General features: G+C 30.2%; 14 protein-coding genes. 8 read left to right on the top strand and 6 right to left on the bottom strand.

What is annotated here, in order from left to right:
• Positions 1-48 precede the first annotated feature (48 nt).
• The 6 genes from DPIF8902391_RS11820 to DPIF8902391_RS11795 form a co-directional block, all read right to left on the bottom strand.
• On the bottom strand, positions 49-4449 hold the full coding sequence (locus tag DPIF8902391_RS11820) for a CusA/CzcA family heavy metal efflux RND transporter (RefSeq protein ID WP_172505943.1): 4401 nt from the start codon (positions 4447-4449) through the stop codon (positions 49-51).
• A gap of 330 nt (positions 4450-4779) precedes the next feature.
• Positions 4780-5118 carry a hypothetical protein gene (locus tag DPIF8902391_RS11815; protein ID WP_172505942.1) on the bottom strand — a complete coding sequence of 113 codons (339 nt, stop codon included), beginning with the start codon at positions 5116-5118 and terminating at the stop codon, positions 4780-4782.
• 69 nt (positions 5119-5187) lie between these two features.
• Positions 5188-5643: an HIT family protein gene (locus DPIF8902391_RS11810; RefSeq protein ID WP_172505941.1), complete on the bottom strand. Its 456-nt coding sequence runs from the start codon at positions 5641-5643 to the stop codon at positions 5188-5190.
• A 34-nt stretch (positions 5644-5677) separates the two neighbouring features.
• Positions 5678-6067: an acyl-CoA thioesterase gene (locus tag DPIF8902391_RS11805; protein ID WP_172505940.1), complete on the bottom strand. Its 390-nt coding sequence runs from the start codon at positions 6065-6067 to the stop codon at positions 5678-5680.
• 74 nt (positions 6068-6141) lie between these two features.
• A complete protein-coding gene (locus DPIF8902391_RS11800; protein ID WP_244951355.1) occupies positions 6142-8238 on the bottom strand; it encodes a VWA domain-containing protein in 2097 nt (698 codons plus the stop codon).
• 64 nt (positions 8239-8302) lie between these two features.
• On the bottom strand, positions 8303-8719 hold the full coding sequence (locus tag DPIF8902391_RS11795) for a group III truncated hemoglobin (RefSeq protein WP_172505939.1): 417 nt from the start codon (positions 8717-8719) through the stop codon (positions 8303-8305).
• 191 nt (positions 8720-8910) lie between these two features.
• On the opposite strand from DPIF8902391_RS11795, the gene purB reads away from it, so the two are divergent.
• The 8 genes from purB to DPIF8902391_RS11755 all read left to right on the top strand — a co-directional run bounded on the left by purB (position 8911) and on the right by DPIF8902391_RS11755 (position 19512).
• Positions 8911-10254, top strand: coding sequence for an adenylosuccinate lyase (gene purB, locus DPIF8902391_RS11790; protein ID WP_058885078.1), 1344 nt, complete (start codon positions 8911-8913; stop codon positions 10252-10254).
• On the top strand, positions 10254-10676 hold the full coding sequence (locus DPIF8902391_RS11785; protein WP_101915279.1) for a hypothetical protein: 423 nt from the start codon (positions 10254-10256) through the stop codon (positions 10674-10676). Before purB ends, DPIF8902391_RS11785 begins: the two co-directional genes overlap by 1 nt.
• 116 nt (positions 10677-10792) lie before the next feature.
• A complete protein-coding gene (locus DPIF8902391_RS11780) occupies positions 10793-11113 on the top strand; it encodes a hypothetical protein (protein ID WP_172505938.1) in 321 nt (106 codons plus the stop codon).
• A gap of 171 nt (positions 11114-11284) precedes the next feature.
• Positions 11285-13666, top strand: a complete 2382-nt coding sequence (locus tag DPIF8902391_RS11775) for a TonB-dependent receptor (protein WP_172505937.1) — start codon at positions 11285-11287, stop codon at positions 13664-13666.
• A gap of 100 nt (positions 13667-13766) precedes the next feature.
• On the top strand, positions 13767-15476 hold the full coding sequence (dnaX, locus tag DPIF8902391_RS11770; protein WP_172505936.1) for a DNA polymerase III subunit gamma/tau: 1710 nt from the start codon (positions 13767-13769) through the stop codon (positions 15474-15476).
• A 90-nt stretch (positions 15477-15566) separates the two neighbouring features.
• Entirely contained in the window at positions 15567-16394 is an 828-nt protein-coding gene (locus DPIF8902391_RS11765) for a universal stress protein (RefSeq protein WP_232122169.1), read from the top strand.
• Position 16395: 1 nt separating this feature from the next.
• On the top strand, positions 16396-18597 hold the full coding sequence (locus DPIF8902391_RS11760; protein ID WP_172505935.1) for a SulP family inorganic anion transporter: 2202 nt from the start codon (positions 16396-16398) through the stop codon (positions 18595-18597).
• A 468-nt stretch (positions 18598-19065) separates the two neighbouring features.
• The gene (locus DPIF8902391_RS11755; RefSeq protein ID WP_172505950.1) at positions 19066-19512 is read left to right on the top strand and encodes a transposase; all 447 of its coding nucleotides are present in this window, start codon (positions 19066-19068) and stop codon (positions 19510-19512) included.
• The last annotated feature ends 12 nt before the right edge of the window (positions 19513-19524 follow it).

Genomic DNA, 19524 nt, shown 5'->3' with positions numbered 1-19524 from the left:
TAAATCTTTACTAAATCGATTAAATAAAAGTCGGATATTTTTTAATTTTTAATTATTTTTTGTGTAAAATTCGTAGCTAATTACTGTTTGATTATAATTATGAATCAACAACAAATAATTTTGCATCACCTGAAAATAGGTATTAAAACTTTGGTTGTATTTATAGGCATCTATTTCGCCAACACTGTAAGCTATTTTCAGTTTTTTGATAAAATTATCAGCCTTTATTTTCATGGCTTCAATACCAACTAATTCCGTTTTTAAATAGGTTAATTGTTCTTGTAAACTTTTAAAATTATTTTGAATAGCTATTTTATTCGCTTGATTTTCAAAAGCTATTTCTTCGGATATTATTTTTTGCTGTTTAATTTTAGCATTATTAGCCCAAAAAGAAATAGGAACATTCAATCCGATATTAAAACCTGTATAATCGGTTGCATTTTCTGTTTTTCTATTGATAATCCCTGCGGTTATCTCTGGGAAATAAGCTGATTTAGCTACTAAAATATTCTTTTTAGCTACTTTTTCTCTTTTAGATAAAATTTCTAAGAAGGCTTTTGAAAGATTCTCTTTTTCGCTATTATGTTGAAGTAAAACAGCATTTTTCAGCGTTTTTTTAATAGGAAATTTTGTTTCAGGGATTATAGTATTTTTAATTTGTAATACTTCTTTTAATTTATTTTCTACGGATGTAAAATCCTTATAAATAGTACTTTTTTTAGATTGAATATCTAAAGATTGTAAGATTGTTAAATCATTTTCTAAACCTCCTATTTCGCCTGCATTGTATAATTTATTAGAAATATTTTTTATCAGTGTGCTATTTTTTTCTTGCTCTTCAAGCAATGAAATAAGCCCATATAAATAATGCCATTGCTGGTATAAACTTCGAGTATTTTTAATCGTTTCTTTTATAGAAATATCATTTTCGGCAATCGCTAATTCATGTTTTGAAATTGCTAATTTTCTTTTTTGAAGATGTGTTAAAACAGCACCAAAATTTTGATTTACAGACCATTCTTTTTCTGATAAACCTTTAGCAACACCAACATCTTGATATTTAATTGAAATAGGTTCTAAACTAATTGCACTTGCAATTCCTGCTTTATTTTTAGCGATATTTAAAGCCGATTTATAACGAGCTACTGATTTTTTTAAAGCGATACTAATTACATTTTTCTCACTTAATTTCTGAGGATTTTCATGAATATTTATTTGTGTTATTTTTGGCGTATTTTCTTGCGCTTGAATACATAAACTTGCTGTTACTATAAATAATAAACTCAATATTTTTGAACTTATTTTTATCGATTTCGCATTTTTATTATTTGATTTATTTTCAGAAAACAAGTATAAAACAGGTAAAATTAATAAGGTTAATAAGGTTGCTGATATTAAGCCGCCAATCACCACGGTTGCCAATGGTTTTTGAACCTCTGCTCCTGCTGATGCTGAAATTGCCATGGGTAAAAAACCTAATGAAGCCACTGCAGCTGTCATAATTACAGGGCGTAATCGAACAGAAGTTCCCTTTTTTATAATCGCTTTTACATCGGTCATTCCCGCTTCTTTTAATCGATTGAACTCTGCAATTAGCACAATTCCATTTAAAACAGCGACACCAAATAAGGCTATAAATCCTATTCCTGCCGATATTGAAAAAGGCATATCTCTAAGCCATAAAGCGAAAATTCCACCAATTGCCGACATTGGAATTGCTGTATAAATTAAAAAACTTTGTTTAATCGATTTAAAAGTAAAATATAATAATAAAAAAATCAATAATAATGCAACAGGAACTGCGATTCCTAATCGTGTGCGGGCTTCTTCTAAGTTTTTAAAAGTTCCGCCGTAGGTGATATAATATCCGGTATCGAATGGTATTTTTTCGCTAACTTTTTGTTGTAATTCAGCAACAATACTTGCTACATCGCGCCCTCGAACGTTAAAACCTACTGTTATTCTTCGTTTTGCATCATCTCTTTGTATTTGATTTGGTCCTGTTTTAAAGCTTACATTAGCAACACTTTCTAACGGAATTTGTGCGCCATTTGGGGTGATTACATAGAGTTTACGAATATCATTAATCCCTGCTCTGTTTTGTTTATTCATTCTAACAACCAAATCATAACGTTGTTCACCTTCATACACTGAACCTGCGCTTTGCCCAGCAAATGCGGTATTTACAGCGGTATTTACATCAGAAATATTTAAACCATATAACGCTAATTGATTTCGTTTATAATCAATAACAATTTGTTTTAAACCTGTCATTTTTTCGATATACAAATCTTCAGCACCAACAACATCAGGAATAATTTTCCCTAATTCGTTTGCGTATTTTACTAATTTATCTAAATCTTCTCCGTAAATTTTTAAGACAACATCTTGCCGTGCTCCTGTCATCAATTCATTAAAACGCATTTGTATCGGTTGTTGAAATCCGTAATTGACACCTAACATATTTTCATCTAATAAATGATTCATTTTTTCGGTCAACTCGTTTTTAGAGGCTGCTTTTGTCCAATCATTTTTATCTTTCAAAATGATAATAATATCAGCAACTTCAACAGGCATAGGATCTGTAGGTATTTCTGATGAACCAATTCTACTTACAATTTGTTCTATTTCATCAGGAAATTCATCTAATAATAATTTTGAAGATTTATTAGTAACATCAATCGTATATGATAATGAACTTCCTGTAGAAACCGTTGCTTGAACGGCTAAATCTCCTTCATCTAAAGATGGAATAAATTCAGAACCCATATTTTTAAATGTAAAAAGGCTCCATAAAAAAATAAGTACAGCACCAATAAGTACCGATTTTTTATAATTTAAAACAAAGGCTAAAATAGGCGAATAAATATTTTGTAATGCTCCTATTATTTTATCAGAAATATTCTTTTTGTCATTATGATGTCTAATTGTCTTCTTTAAAAACAAGGCACTAATCATCGGAACGTAGGTTAATGATAAAATAAATGCTCCTAAAATGGCAAAACTTACGGTTATCGCCATTGGTTTAAACATTTTCCCTTCAATACCAACCAACGCCAAAATAGGAAGATATACAATTAAAATAATGATTTCTCCAAAAGCTGCACTGGTTCTAATTTTTGAAGCTGATTGATATACTTCTTCATCCATTTCAGATTGCGTTAATTTTTTTCCTGATTTTTTCATCACTAAATAATGCAATGTTGCTTCGACAATAATCACCGATCCATCCACTATAATTCCAAAATCAATAGCTCCTAAACTCATTAAATTTCCTGAAACTCCAAATAAGTTCATCAATATAATAGCAAATAACATTGCCAACGGAATTACAGATGCAACAATTAAACCTGCTCGTAAGTTTCCTAATAATAATACCAAAATAAGAATCACAATTAAAGCACCTTCAATTAAATTGGTGGCTACCGTGCTAATTGCTTTATCAACTAATTTTGTTCTGTCTAAAAAAGGTTGAATAATAACTCCTTCAGGTAAACTTTTTTGAATTTGAGCAACTCTATCTTTTACACGTTTTATTACTTTTGATGAGTTTGCGCCTTTTAGCATCATTACAATTCCGCCAACAACTTCTCCTTCGCCGTTTCTGGTCATTGCTCCGTATCTGATAGCACTTCCTAATTGTACTTTTCCAATGTCTTTAATTAAAACAGGCGTACCATTTTGAGTGTTTTTAATAACAATATTTTGAATATCTTGCGAGTTTTGTATTAATCCTTGGCTTCGGATAAAATATGCCTTCGGGTTTTTATCAATATAAGCACCTCCTGTATTTTGATTATTTTTAGATAAAGCCTCTAAAACTTCGTTAACACTTACACCCAATGTTTGCAGTCTTTCGGGTTGTAAAGCAACTTCGTATTGTTTTAAAAAACCACCAAAACTACTCACATCTGCAATTCCTTCGATTCCTAATAACTGACGGCGAACAACCCAATCTTGAAGAGAACGCAACTCCATAATTGGAAACTTTTCTTTAAAACCTTCTTCGGCAAATAATGTATATTGATAAATTTCTCCTAAACCAGTAGTTACAGGCGCCATTTCAGGCGAACCAACTCCGTCTGGAATATTGCTTTTTGCTTCGTTTAAGCGTTCGCTAATTTGTTGTCTTGCCCAATAAATATCGACATCGTCTTTAAAAACAATGGTTACCACGCTTAGTCCGAAACGAGAAAAAGAACGAACTTCTTCAATATCAGGAATACTAGACATGGTCATTTCTATGGGAAATGTTACTAATCGCTCTATATCTTGTGCCGATTGTGAGGGTGCTGAAGTAATAATTTGCACCTGATTATTGGTAATATCTGGCACTGCATCGATAGGTAATTGTTTTAGTGAATAAATTCCCCAACCAATTAATACCAATACAAAAGCGCCAATAATCAATTTATTTTTAATTGAAAATTTTATAATGTTATCTAACATCTTTTATGTGTTTAATTCTTGATTTTTAAAAATTTTGAAGTGTAATTTTCACGATAATTGAATCTTATTATTGATGTAACTTTCTTTAAATTAATGTTCTAAACAATAGTAAAAGAACTATATGCCTAGCCCCGATTGTAGCATTGTTTGAGCTCCTTTTTTGATTTTTTTCAAAAAAGAGCGAGTGCGGAAAGCGGGAAATTGCTTCAAAAAAAAATCAAAAAAATAAATGAAAAGGATAAAAATCGATAAAAATTTACACGAAATAACAACATCACCTCGACTGTTAAACAGCTGAAATAATACGATTATTAAAAAGTAAAAAAAGAATTAAACTATTGGAGGCTGAAAAAGCTGGTTTAAATAACTAGCGGTATTTAACACTTTATAAAAATGATTTTTTGAGTGTTTTTGAAAGAATGTAATAATCTGAAAATTGAATTCAGGCGCAATAACAGCGCTTGAAATACCTAAAAAAATACAATGATGATGGTGTTCGGTATTTCTTTCTTCTTCGGTATCATTTTGATGATGGGTTTGCAAATGTGCATCGTCCATCGTATTAAAATGTGCGGTTTCGGCATCAGAAAAAATAATAGCATCCGAATGTGCCTGCACCGGAGGCACAAACAGCAATAAGGTTAATATGAGGATGCTAATAATTTTCAATTTATTGATTTTAAAAATTAAATTACAGTAATACTTTGATTAAGCTGCGTTTTAGTTATTGTATAACGTTTAATTCCTGATTTTTTCAGCAATTTTCTTAAGATCATCTTCATTGGCTATTTCGCTATCATGTGATGATAAATAACCTTCGTATTTGTCAAAATACTTGGTTTTATTTGAATTGATTGCTTTCCATTCGGACATGTCAGCAGTACCATGCATTGGGAAAAGTTTAGTGTGAGCATGATTTACTCCAAAGCCTTCCATCATAAGTCCAGTTCTTCCTACATCTTCAAATTTAGAATCTATTAAAAGTCCAACATTTTTAGAGGCAAGTATTAAATCTGCTAAATCAGCGTCAGACAGTTCGAAACAATAGCTAACTTTATGTTTCTTTGTCGCTACAACAGTGAAACCTAATGTGTTTGGGAATATGGAAAGAAAAGCAATGTGTTTGTCGTCTTCCCATATAACGTGGGATTTTTCTTCACCTCGGACTATTTTGCAAAAAATACAATCTTCCATGATTTCTGTTTATGTTACAACAAAGATATAAAAATTATTTATTTAATCGGTCTTTAACGTATTCAACCTTGGTTTTTCCGTGGCGCATTGGCGTTCCATCTTCACCTAAACTAACCATTATAATTTTGTCTATTTCTATAATTGTTTTGTGGGTAAGCTTGTTGCGGACTTGGCAATTTAAGGTAATTGAGGTGTTTCCGAATTTTACAACTTCGATACCAATTTCAATAATATCGCCTTGTTTTGCTGAACTTACAAAATCTATTTCAGACATAAATTTGGTAACCGTTCGGGGTATTTCTAATTGAATAATGGCATAAATTCCTAATTCTTCATCAATCCATTGTAATAAACGACCGCCAAATAACGTTCCGTTTGGGTTTAAATCTTCTGGTTTTATCCATTTTCTGGTGTTAAATTTCATCTTTTTAAGTTTTAAATTATATATACAAAGTACAGGAACAATGCTAAGTTACACAATTAAAAGCGATTCGTTTTTTATATTTTACCATCAAATTTTCTGATAAACCATTCTACTGAAAATAAAACAATGATTAACGACAAAAGCCATTTCCAATTAATTAAATGTTCTTTTTTGATGCTTGATTTTTGAGTAGTGTAATAGGTTTTATCTTCGGATAATTCAGAAATTAATCCATCTATTTTATCAGGATATATTAATTTTCCTGCTGTTTTTAAGGCTAATTGATGTAGTTTTTGATCATTGGCATTTACAAACTGCTCTTCTATATTAAACTCGGTTATTTTAAATTTCCCGTAGCTGTTTATTTTTTGATTGCTGTTGTGTTTTTGGTTTTTTACAGCAACTTTATATGAATAATCGCCAGAAGAAAGGTCAGAAATTGAAACTTGATACGAATTATTTACCAACGAAAAAGGCAGTGTTTTTTGATGCTTTGTTTGGGCGTTTGTAATGGTTATTTCTAGCGATGCCCTATTGTCAAATTTATAATTTTCGTCAACATAAAAAGCTGAAATTGTTACGGCTTCATTTTGTAAATACGATGATTTACTTTTTACAGACAGTCTTTTTCTTTTTTTATTAGAGGCTAAATATTGTACTAAATTACTTAAAAAAGCATCAAAATTTTCAAATCCTTGTGATTCTAAAAAGCTAGCTGAACGCCATTTCCAGATTCCTTCTCCAAATAAAACGGCGTGTTTTTGATTGTTTTTTGTCGATTTTTCAGTTTTATAATTTTTATTTTCAAAGTTTTCGAAAGTTGCTAATAAGGGTTCTTTGGTTTTAAAACCTGCATATTTTTGATGCAATAAAACCTGTGCTTCGCCTGTTATTGTTATATCTCCAAAAACATCTTTTAGTGGCGGAAAATCATTAAAATTGATATCTTTTTGTAAGAAAGGTAAAAAATTGGCGTTGTAAAGTGCCGTATAATTTTCAGATTGCTTAATTGCTTCTTTCTGAACGCCTAAATTCTGTGTGTTTAAAAAATTCCAATCAGTTTTTGTTCCTGAAACGATTAAATAATTAGATGTTACTTTTTCAAAAACCTTTTTAAAAGAAGCGTTTGGCTGATAAAAAACAAAAAATTGATAATTATCTAAATTTATTTTTTGGATGTCTTTTATAAAAGCGATATCCACTTTTCGTTGTTTATTACTTTCTACCGATTTTTTAATCGCTCCGATATCAGGATGCAAAAAAGCACTTAAAATTAATACTTTTGTTTGCTCGTCAATTACTTCTACTGAAAAATTTTGGTAATTATTTTTGGTGTTTTTTTCGTTTTTAATTTGACTTATTGACGTTTTATAATATTGGATTCCTTTTTTATCCGAAGTTAAATTAGTAGTAATTGTTTTTGTAGGATTATCTGCCGAAAAGGCAACCTTTTTAGAAAACACTTTTTTACCTTGATGTGTAATTGAAAAAGTAGCGTTTATTTGTTCTTTCCCGTTAAATTCTCCTTGATAATACACTAAGGCTTCAACAGGGAATTTATTTTTTATATAACTGTATTTATTAACGTTTACCTGTGAAATTTGCAAATCTTGATAGGCTGTGGTATCGCCTATAACAACAGGGAAAACTTTATTTTTTGAGGTTATATATTGATACTCATTCCCGTTGGTTTGATTTCCATCAGTAATTAAAATAGTCGCATTTAAGCGTTTTTTTTGCAATTTATTCACTGCATTTATTGCTTGGTAAATAGCTGTTTGAGTTCCTGAAAAATTTAAACTATCAGCCGATAAAACTGTTGTTTTTTTATCAAAAGAAAAAGATTGAATATCAAACTTATCGGTGATTTTTGTCGAATTTTTTAAGGTTTTTAAGACCGATGTTACTGTTTTTTCGGCATTAAAATATTTTATTGATGATGAATTATCTACTAAAATACTTAAAACAGGTTTTATATTTTGAGTTTCAATGCTTTTTATTTTAGGATTTATCAACAATAAAAACAGTAAAAATAAACTCAATGCTTTTAAAGTAAAAAGGAATTTATTTCTTTTAGATTTCCGTGTTGTTTTGTATAAATATTGAAAATAAGCGATTGCAACACTTAACAAAACAGCCAAAACAAGGTAAATGATAGTTATTTTTTCCACAAAAAATATTTTAATTTGCGAAGATAAAAAAAGCTATCAAATAAAAATAGATTCACTTATTTTATTATGAATTAGTTTCTTTCGGTTTATCTTCAAACATTTTAAAAAACAACATAGAAGCGATGTTTCTAGCACGTTCTTTGGCTTCGTTGGCTTTATTGCCATGAAAATTTTCATCTAATGTTTCAAACCATAAAAGCAACCATCTTCCAAAATGCTCTTGTGAAATGCTATGATTAAAATGAGCATCTAAATCTTTGTGGGCTTTCATCGGATTTCCTTTAAATTTTCGAACGAAAAAAAGATTGGATTCCCAAAAATCAGTTAATTTTTGCAGATGAGCATCCCAAGCATCCGCAGGAATTGTTTTTAAAAAAATATGCCCAATAAAATCGTCTGCCTTTATTTTATTGTAAAAAGTACTCACTAATAAAAAAACATCTTCTCTATTTTCAATTTCTTTTGTATCTACTTTCTTCATTTTAAGTGGCTTTTAGTGAAATACAAAAATATCTTTTTATATTAATTTAATATATGACAAGGATCATAAATAAAAAATAAAATAGAACTTGATTATTCTTTATTATTAATCAATTATAATCGGTTAAAAAAGAATAGTATTTTCTATTTTTGCGAAACAACACAACAAAATTACATAAAAAAGCATAAATCATGAGCTTAACACAATTAAACGCCATTTCTCCTATTGATGGTAGATACCGTAATAAAATAGCCAATTTAGCAAACTATTTTTCTGAGGAAGCCTTAATTAAATATAGAGTAAAAGTTGAAATAGAGTATTTTATCGCTTTATGTGAAATTCCTTTGCCACAATTAGCCGACTTCAACAAAGAATTATATCCTGATTTACGTAAAATTTACGAAGAATTTTCTACTGAAAATGCGCAGAAAATTAAAGATATTGAAGCGATTACAAATCATGATGTAAAAGCGGTTGAATATTTTATCAAAGAAGAATTTGACAAGCTAAATTTGAATAAGTACAAGGAGTTTATTCACTTCGGATTAACTTCTCAAGACATTAATAATACGGCAATTCCATTATCTATTAAAGATGCTATGGATGAAGTTTATTACCCTGCTTTAGACGGTTTGGTTTCTAAATTAGCCGATTTAGCTGAAGAATGGGATCATATTCCAATGTTAGCACGTACGCACGGGCAACCTGCTTCTCCTACTCGTTTAGGAAAAGAATTTTTTGTTTTTGTAGAGCGTATTAACAATCAAGCAATTCACATTCAACACACGCCTCACGCTGCTAAATTTGGTGGAGCAACAGGGAATTTTAACGCACATAAAGTAGCGTATAAAGATATCGACTGGAAAAACTTCGGAACGCATTTTGTTGAAGATATTTTAGGATTACACCACTCTTTCCCTACAACTCAAATAGAGCATTACGACCATATGGCGGCTTTATATGACGGTTTAAAGCGTATCAATACTATTTTAATTGATTTAGATAGAGATGTTTGGACCTACGTTTCAAACGATTATTTCAAACAAAAAATTAAAGCTGGAGAAGTTGGTTCATCGGCAATGCCACATAAAGTAAACCCTATCGATTTTGAAAATTCTGAAGGGAATTTAGGCTTAGCAAATGCTATTTTTGAGCATTTATCAGCAAAATTACCTGTTTCAAGATTACAGCGTGATTTAACCGATAGTACGGTTTTACGTAACGTAGGAGTTCCTTTCGGACACACGTTAATTGCTTTTTCATCTACTTTAAAAGGATTGAATAAGTTATTATTAAACGAAGAAAAATTTGCCGAAGATTTAGAAAATAACTGGGCAGTTGTAGCAGAAGCTATTCAAACAATATTACGTCGTGAAGCATATCCTAATCCTTACGAAGCTTTAAAAGGATTAACACGTACCAACGAAAAAATCAATCAAAAATCAATTGCTAATTTTATTGATACTTTAGAGGTTTCTTCAGAAATTAAAGAAGAATTAAAAGCAATTACACCAGCTAATTACACCGGAATTTAATGAGATATTTTTTTACTTTTTTAGTAGCTTTTTTAGTGATTTCGTGTAATTCTACGGATAAACAAGGCGATCCCGAACGTTTTAAACACGGAACTTTTCAAATACCGGGGAGCAACAGCTACGGAAAAACAACGATTGTAAGAACCGATAGTTTACAAATTGAAGAATATACTAAAAAAACAAGTATTTCTTTGGCTGATGGTTCGGTTAGTGAAAAGCAAGAAAAACATATTGATACACTTTTTATCAAATGGAAAAATAATTTTGCCTATTCATTACGTATGAAAAGCCCTAAAAATGATTTAGATAAAGATCCGATATTTGTACAAATAACCAAAGTAACTGATAGTTCTTATAGCTTTACCGCTAAAATTGGCTACTCTAACTTTAAACAAAACGGAACGGTTTATAAAGTAAACTAAAAATTGGCGATTAACTGCCTTTTATAATATTTAAAAGACCTGAATAGTTATCTATAACTCTCAGATAGTTATCTATAACTCTCAGGTCTTTATTTTTTTATACATTTGCAAATTCAATGTATCGTTTCAAAAAACATATCGCTTTTTTAAATTTGTTGTTATTACTACTTCCGTCAGTAATACAACTCGTGCATACTTTTGAAAATCACAAACATACTATTTGTAACAGTATCGATGAGCATCATTTTCATGAACAAGAATTAGATTGTTCGTTAGACGATTTTCATTTTCAAGTATTTTCATATACCGCAGCTTCAAATTACGCTGTAATTCCACAACATTTTTACAAAAATAAATACAACGAGCAACCACAAGTAATTTCGGTTGTTTATACGGATAAAAAACTTACCCGAGGCCCACCCTATTTTACGGTTTAACATAGTCTTTTTTATATAATCGTGTTTTTTTGAGCTTGATATTACTTTTTTATTTAATAAAATGAAGAAGTAAAATGATGCTTCATAATTACATATTACAATACTTTGTAATCATTTTAAATGATGATTTATAAAGATTTTATCAGTAAAAATATTCATAAAAAACATTTAATGAAAAAAATAATATTTTTCCTATTTTTAATAGGGATGTCAAACTCGTACGCACAAAATAAAGTATCAGGAAAAATTACAGATATCAATAAAAACGCTTTATTAGGTGTTGAAATTTATGCCGAACAACTGCACAAAGGCGTTACTTCAGATGCGCAAGGAAACTACACTTTTAATCATATTCCTAACGGTAAAATAACCATTACATTTAATTATTTAGGTTTTAAAAATGTATCAAAAACATTTATTTTTAATAATGAAAACCAAATTTTTAATCCTTTACTAGAAGAGGCTATTTTTAAAATTGATGAAATAATTATTTCTACCCCTTTTAATAAATTACAATCTGAAAATGTAATGAAAGTTGAGCGATTATCGGCAAAAGCATTGCACAGAACAGGTGCTACGACACTTGCAGAAGGAATTACAAATATTGCAGGAGTTTCTCAAATATCAACAGGCGCATCTATCGGAAAACCTGTAATTAGAGGTTTAAGCGGTAACCGTGTTTTAGTGTACACGCAAGGAATTCGACTAGAAAATCAACAATTTGGTGGCGAACATGGTTTAGGTATTAACCAAGCTGGTGTTCAGGGAATTGAAGTAATAAAAGGACCTGCATCGCTTCTTTATGGTTCCGATGCCTTAGGAGGAGTTTTATATATTCAACCAGAAAAATTTGCTTCGCAAAACACCACTAAAACCAATGTTAATCAGCGTTATTTTACCAATACAATGGGAAGTAATATGTCGTTAGGTGTTAAATCATCTCTTGAAAAATGGCAATTTTTAGCTCGTGGAACTTATGGAATTCATTCTGATTACAAAACACCTTCATATCGTGTTACTAATACTCGTTTTAAAGAAAAAGATTTGAAATTAGGCGTTGGTTTTCATCAAAAAAACTTCTCATCAGCATTGCGTTATAATTTTAATAACTCAAAACTAGGTTTAACAGAAGGAATTGGAACACAAACCAAAAAAACAGCGCTTGAAAACCCGTATCAAGATATTAATAACCATATTATAAGCTTGCATAATCACATTTTTTTTAACGCTTCAAAATTAGATATCGATTTAGGATATACAATCAATAGTAGAAAAGAATTTGAAGACGAACACGAACATCATGATGACGAACATGAGCATGAAGATGAACACGATGACCATGATGACCATGATGATGACCATGCGAATCACGAAGATCATGACCACGACAATCATGATGATGACCACGACGAACACGATGACCATGAGGAGCATGAAGAACACGCAAATAATGAGCCGGCCTTAAATATGGAGCTAAAAACATTTAGCTATAATTTGAAATATCATTTTCCTAAACTGAAAAATTTTGAAATTCTTTTAGGAACACAAGGTTTGCATCAAACAAACACTAATTTTGGTGAAGAATTATTAATTCCTGATGCAACTATTAATGATTTTGGTATTTTTACAACCGCTAATTTTGATGTAAACGAAACCACTAAATTACAAGGAGGAATTCGTTTCGATAATAGGGCTATAAAAACCGAAAAACATGAAATTAAGCATGAAGATGAAGTGCATGTTTTTAATCCAATAGATAAACAATTTAATAGTTTTACAGCATCTTTAGGTTTTAAAACCTTACTTTTTAAAGATATAAATACCCGTATTAATATCGCTAACGGATTTAGAGCTCCCAATTTAGCCGAATTAACATCAAATGGTGTTCATCACGGAACCAATCGATTTGAACAAGGAAATAATGATTTATCTAACGAAAAAAACCTGCAATTAGATATTTCTTTTGATTATAAATCGAAACATTTTGAAGTTTTTGCCAACGGATTTTATAATAAAATAAATGATTATATTTATTTATCGCCAACCGGTAAAATTGAAGATGAAGCACCTGTTTATACTTATTTACAAGAAGATGCTAAATTATACGGTGGTGAATTTGGAGTTCATTTACACCCACACCCTTTAGATTGGTTGCATTTAGAAAGTAGTTTTGAAACAGTTATCGGTAAACGAAATAATACAAAAAACGAAAACAATTATTTACCATTAATACCGGCAAACACCTTAAAAAACACACTTAGAACCGAAGTTTTAAACACGAAATGGTTACAAAACGGCTATACTTCGTTAAGTATTCATTCTTCTTTTGAGCAAAAAAACATAAGCTCTTTTGAAACAAAAACACCTGGCTATAGTTTGGTTAATTTTGGTATTGGCGGTGATGTTTTTATTCATAAATATAAATTTACAACATCAATTAGTGTTAAAAATATTTTTGATAAAAAATATATAAATCATTTATCTCGTTTAAAATCAGACGCTATTTTAAATACTGGTAGAAATATTGTTTTTGGAATTGATTTTACGATTTAATTTTTATTTAAAAATTAAAATGATTTTTAAATAAATGTAAAAAACTCCGCTATTATAGCGGAGTTTTTCTATTTTTGTAAGTATAAAAAGGAGCAATTAAATGGAGCATTTTATAGTATCAGCACGTAAATATCGTCCTCAAATTTTTGAAGATGTAGTTGGGCAACAAGCAATTACAAACACGCTTGAAAATGCTATAAAAAATGATCATTTAGCCCAGGCTTTATTATTTACAGGTCCTAGAGGTGTTGGAAAAACGTCTTGTGCGCGTATTTTAGCAAAACGTATCAATCAAGAAGATAATACAACGGTTAAAACTGATGAAGATTTTGCTTTTAATATTTTTGAATTAGATGCAGCATCAAATAATTCTGTTGATGACATCCGAAATTTAACCGATCAAGTTCGTATTCCTCCACAAACAGGAAAATACAAAGTATATATCATTGATGAAGTTCACATGCTTTCTCAAGCGGCTTTTAATGCCTTTTTAAAAACCTTAGAAGAGCCACCAGCCCATGCTATTTTTATTTTAGCAACGACTGAAAAGCATAAAATTATACCTACGATATTATCTCGTTGTCAAATTTTTGATTTTAAACGTATTGGTGTTTTAGATGCAAAAGAATATTTAAAAACCATTTGCATTAAAGAAAATATTACAGCTGATGATGATGCGCTGCATATTATCGCTCAAAAAGCAGATGGCGCTATGCGTGACGCTTTGTCTATTTTTGATAGAGTAATTAGTTTTTCAGGGAAAAACTTAACTCGAGAGGCAGTTACTCAAAACTTAAACGTGTTAGATTATGACGTATATTTTACAATTACTGATTTACTAATTGAACAAAAAATCCCACAAGTTTTACTGGCTTTTAATGCTGTTTTAAACAAAGGTTTTGAAGGTCATCATTTTATAAACGGATTAGCATCTCATTTTAGAGATTTATTAGTTTCAAAAGATGCCGCTACCATTTCTTTATTAGAAGTTGGCGATGCTACTAAGAAAAAATATTTTGAACAATCAAAAAAAGCAAGCATGCAGTTTCTGCTCCCAGGAATTGACAAAGCAAACGATTGCGATTTAAAATATCGAGGCAGTAAAAACCAACGATTGCTGGTAGAATTAACCTTAATGCAAATAGCCTCTATCAATTTTGATGGAGCAAAAAAAAAATCTAGCAACTACATAATTCCAGCTACTTTTTTTACTTCTTTATCTCCAGTAAAAAATAGCATAGCAGCACCTATTGTAAAATCAACAGTAAAAATAGCTACAGCGGCTCCAATAAAGCCGCTAATTAGCGCTACTAGCCAATCATCATCAAAACCATTATTAAAAAATATAAAACGCCGTACTTCAGGCTTATCTTTAAAAAGTATTCATCAAAAACCAGTGGTTAAAAATACCGAGGATGATTCTGAAAATTTTGAAAACCATCCTAAAACTCTTTTTACAGACAAAGAACTTAAAGATGCTTGGAAAGTATACACTTTAAAAACACAACAACTTGGCGATCTTAGTATTGCTTCAGTTTTAGCCTCTAGCCAACCTGTTTTAGCAAAAGAATATACAGTTACTTTTGCTGTCCCAAATGAATTAATGCAAGTACAATTAGAACGTATTAAGGCTAAACTTACTCGATTTTTACGTGAAAAATTAAATAATTATGCTATTCAAATAACTATTGTAGTTAATGAAGTAGTCGAAAAAAAATTCGCCTATACACCACAAGAAAAATTCACGAAACTTAAAGAGAAAAATCCATTAATAGAAAAATTAAAAAGCGTTTTTGGCTTAGATATTTAGTAATTATGTAATGCTTATCAATTTTCAATACTCTATTTTTTTTTTAAACAGTCAGAAAACTATATATTAGGGCTTTTTAAAATTTATACTTTGATAAAAAACATTCTTATTGGTATTGCTTTTTCACCCAATTTAAAAGCTAATTTATTTGAAAGCATTCGCTTGTCAAATATGTTTAATGCACAATTAATTGGAGTTCACGTCGGACAAAAATCTGACGAAAAAGAAAAACAACTACAACACTTATTAAGTGAGGCCCCTACCCTAAAAAAACCTTTAAAAGTTATTTGGCAAGAAGGAAAACCCGTTGATGTAATTTTACAAACAACAACACAAGAAAAAGTAGATCTATTAATACTAGGTGCTTTACAAAAAGAAAAAATATACACCTATTATGTAGGCTCAATTGCCCGAAAACTTACCCGTAAAGCTCCTTGCTCTGTATTGTTACTAATAAAACCATCTACAGAAAGAATACCCTGTAAACATATTGTTATTAGCGGTTTACAAGACGAAAAAACAGAAGAAACCATTAAAACAGGCTTTAATTTCGCTACAAATTTAGAATGTAAAAGAGTTACTATTGTTGAAGAAATAAGTGCTGCCGAATTAAACGTAAATGTAAGCGATGACGTATCATTACGTAAAGCAACATTAACCAAAGAGCGCATGCAAAAACGTGAAGACGCACGTGTAAATAAAATGCTAGAACACATTAAAACAGCTGATATTATCATAAAAACACAAAGTATTTTTGGCCGTAGAGGATATTCTATTGGTCATTACGCAAAAGTAAAAAGAGCCGATTTATTGGTTATAAGTGCCCCTAAAAAAACAGGGCTTTTAGATCGAATATTTCCGCATGATATTGAATATATCTTATCCGAATTACCAACCGATGTTTTAATAGTTAAGTAGAATGGGAAAATCAAAACGTTTTAAAACATTTTTAAGTGAAATACCTCAAAATATTTTTGCAGGTTTCGTAGTATCATTAATAGCACTTCCTTTAGGTTTCGGACTAGCCTTAGCATCAGGAGCACCACCAATTTCAGGAGTTATTGCTGCAATTGTAGGTGGTACCGTTGTTGCTGTTTTAGGAGGTTCTAATGTAACAATTACAGGGCCTGGAAACGGATTAGTTGTTGTTGTACTAGCAGCAATAACCACCTTAGGAGCTGGCGATATGCATCAAGGATATTTATACACCCTTGCCGCAATTGTTATTTCAGGAATTATCATGATTATTCTTGGTTTTCTTCGAATGGGCGCTTTAGGAGATTATTTTCCATCCTCCGCTATTCAAGGAATGCTAGCAGCTATAGGTATCGGTATTTTTGCCAAACAAATACATGTAATGCTGGGTAATTTAAATGCAAAAGGAAGTATTATCGATTTGCTTTTACAAATGCCTAGCGGAATCATTGATTTTATAAAAACCGATAACACCAGTATTTTTTATGCAGGTTTAGTTGGTATTATTAGTTTATTAATCATGATTTTTTACAGTAAAATACGTAACAAATACTTTCAATTAATCCCTGCTCCTATGTGGATTGTTGTTTTAAGTATTGGTATGTATTACTATTATGATTTATTTTCAGCAAGCCCATACCCTATTGATAAAAGCTTATTAATAGAATTACCAAACGATGTTTTATCGAGCTTTGCCTTTCCTAATTTTGATAAAATTTATGAATTTGATTTTATAAATGCAGTAATTGCCATAACATTAATTGCTAGTATAGAGAGTTTATTAAGTATAAAAGCGGTAGATAAATTAGATACCTTAAAGCGCCGTTCTAACGTTAATAAAGACATTAGAGCCTTAGGGTTAGCAACGGTTATCAGTGGTCTTTTAGGTGGTTTAAATGTTGTAACGGTAATAGCACGAAGCTCTGTTAATGTAAATAACAAAGGAAGTAATCGTTCAGCAAACTTTTTTCACGCATTATTTTTAGTAGCATTTATTTTGCTTTTCGCTACCGAATTACGAAAAATACCATTACCAGCTTTAGCAGCAATATTAGTATATACAGGTTATAAATTAGCATCACCCGAAAATATTGTTAAAGTATTTAAAATAGGGAAAGAGCAATTAATTATCTTTTTGGCAACCCTATTAACCACTATAGCTACCAATTTAATTACGGGTATTTTAGCGGGTATTTTTATTACTTTTATCATTCATGTTTTCATTAATAAAAACATTATGTTTTTCATTACAAATCTATTAAAACCAAACGTTTTAATGTTTAAAGAAGATGAAAAATATTATGTTTCAGTAAAAAACTTCGCAAGTTTTTTAAACTTCACAAAATTGAAATCAAAATTAGATCAAATACCTGAAACTGAAGAAGCAATTATTGATTTTTCTTTATGTGATTTTATAGATCATTCTGTTATGGAAAATTTAAATAATTACGCAGAAACCTTTAAGCGAAAAGGTGGTTATTTTGAAGTTATTGGTTTAGATGGTTATAAAACAGAAAGCGCCCATCCATTTGCTTTACGTAAAAATAACCCTGTTGAAATTGATGAAAATACTACATCATCTAATTTAACAAAACGACAAAAATCATTACAAAAAATTTCTAACGAATTAAAATGGTCGTATAATATTTCAGCAAAAGAAGCTCTAACTAAAATTACAGATTTTGGTTATTTTAAAACTCGCCAAATAAGTAATATATCTAATATTTTATCTAATGATAACTGTACATTATTTGACGTTGAATTTTCAGAAGGAGAATTAATCGCTAAACAAATTATTAAAGTCACTATGATGTATATTGACATTGAAAAAAACACTCCTGAATTCACTTTAGACAAAGAAGGTATTTTCGAATACATTTATCATTTTGCAGGTTTCAAAGACATTAACATAGACAACCACCCTGATTTCTCTAAACGATTTTATCTTTCTGGAAAAAATGCTTCTCAAATAAAAAGTTTTTTTACAGACGAACTTGTTTTATTTTTTGAAAGCAATAAATACTATCATATTGAAGCAAACAATAAAGGTTTATTAGTTATTGGTAGAGAACGATTAGCGGGTATAAAAGAAATAAAAACACTTGCCGATTTCGGAGTTCGTTTAAAAAACACTATTTGTAAATAGCAGAACATTTAAAATAAAAACATTATTTATATCGATAATAAGGAGCTTACAGTTACTTATTATCGATTTTTTTTGAAGCAATTTCCCGCTTTCCGCACTCGCTTTTTTTGTTTAAAAAAACAAAAAAGAGCTCAAACAAAGCTTCAATCGGGGCTAGGCATTTCTGCTAATTTTCATAAATAGATAGATCAACTATAATTCCACCAATCTCTACCCTATCAATTCGAGTGATTTTTTTAAAAGAAACATCATACTCAATTTAGCTCAGCATCCCCATCAAAAAGAGAACTATGGTAAAATAAAAAACACCTCAAAAAATTATAACTGTCAGTTCGAGTGATTTTTTTCCTTCAAAAAATTGTATCGAGAACTTTTTAGTCATTAAAATCACTAAAATTGACAAGAATCATCAAAAAAAAGCTAGAAACTGATCCAAAAAATGTTTTCCTAAAACAGAAATAGTAACGGATAGCTGAAATTCTTGAAAATGGAGAAACCAAGCGTCAGCTACTAGCCAGGAGCAGGTTTACACTTTTTAAATCGCAAGAAAAGTGGACAGATAATCAAAAAGAAAGAGCTGTTATTTTATTTAATTTATATCCTGAGATAAAAAAAGCATACGATTTGTCACAGGGTTTAAAATCTGTGTTTGAAACGAAAACAGGAAAAGATGTCGCTAGAACAAAATTAGCGCTTTGGTATAATAAAGTTGAAGATGAAAATTTAAAATCGTTTAATACCATCAAAAAAACGATACAATATCATTACAAACCTATTTTAAATTACTTCAATAACAGCAATACAAATGCTTCCGCAGAATCTTTTAATGTGAAAATAAAAGCTTTTCGAGCACAGTTTAGAGGTGTCAGAGATGTTACTTTTTTCCTATATCGACTCACTAAAATTTATGCTTAATTTATGTCGCTC

It is taken from the genome of Tenacibaculum finnmarkense genomovar ulcerans, from assembly GCF_900239495.1.
Lineage (GTDB): Bacteria > Bacteroidota > Bacteroidia > Flavobacteriales > Flavobacteriaceae > Polaribacter > Polaribacter ulcerans.
The sequence above is the reverse complement of the archived record's forward strand: the minus strand, read 5'-3'. Positions and strand labels throughout refer to the sequence as shown.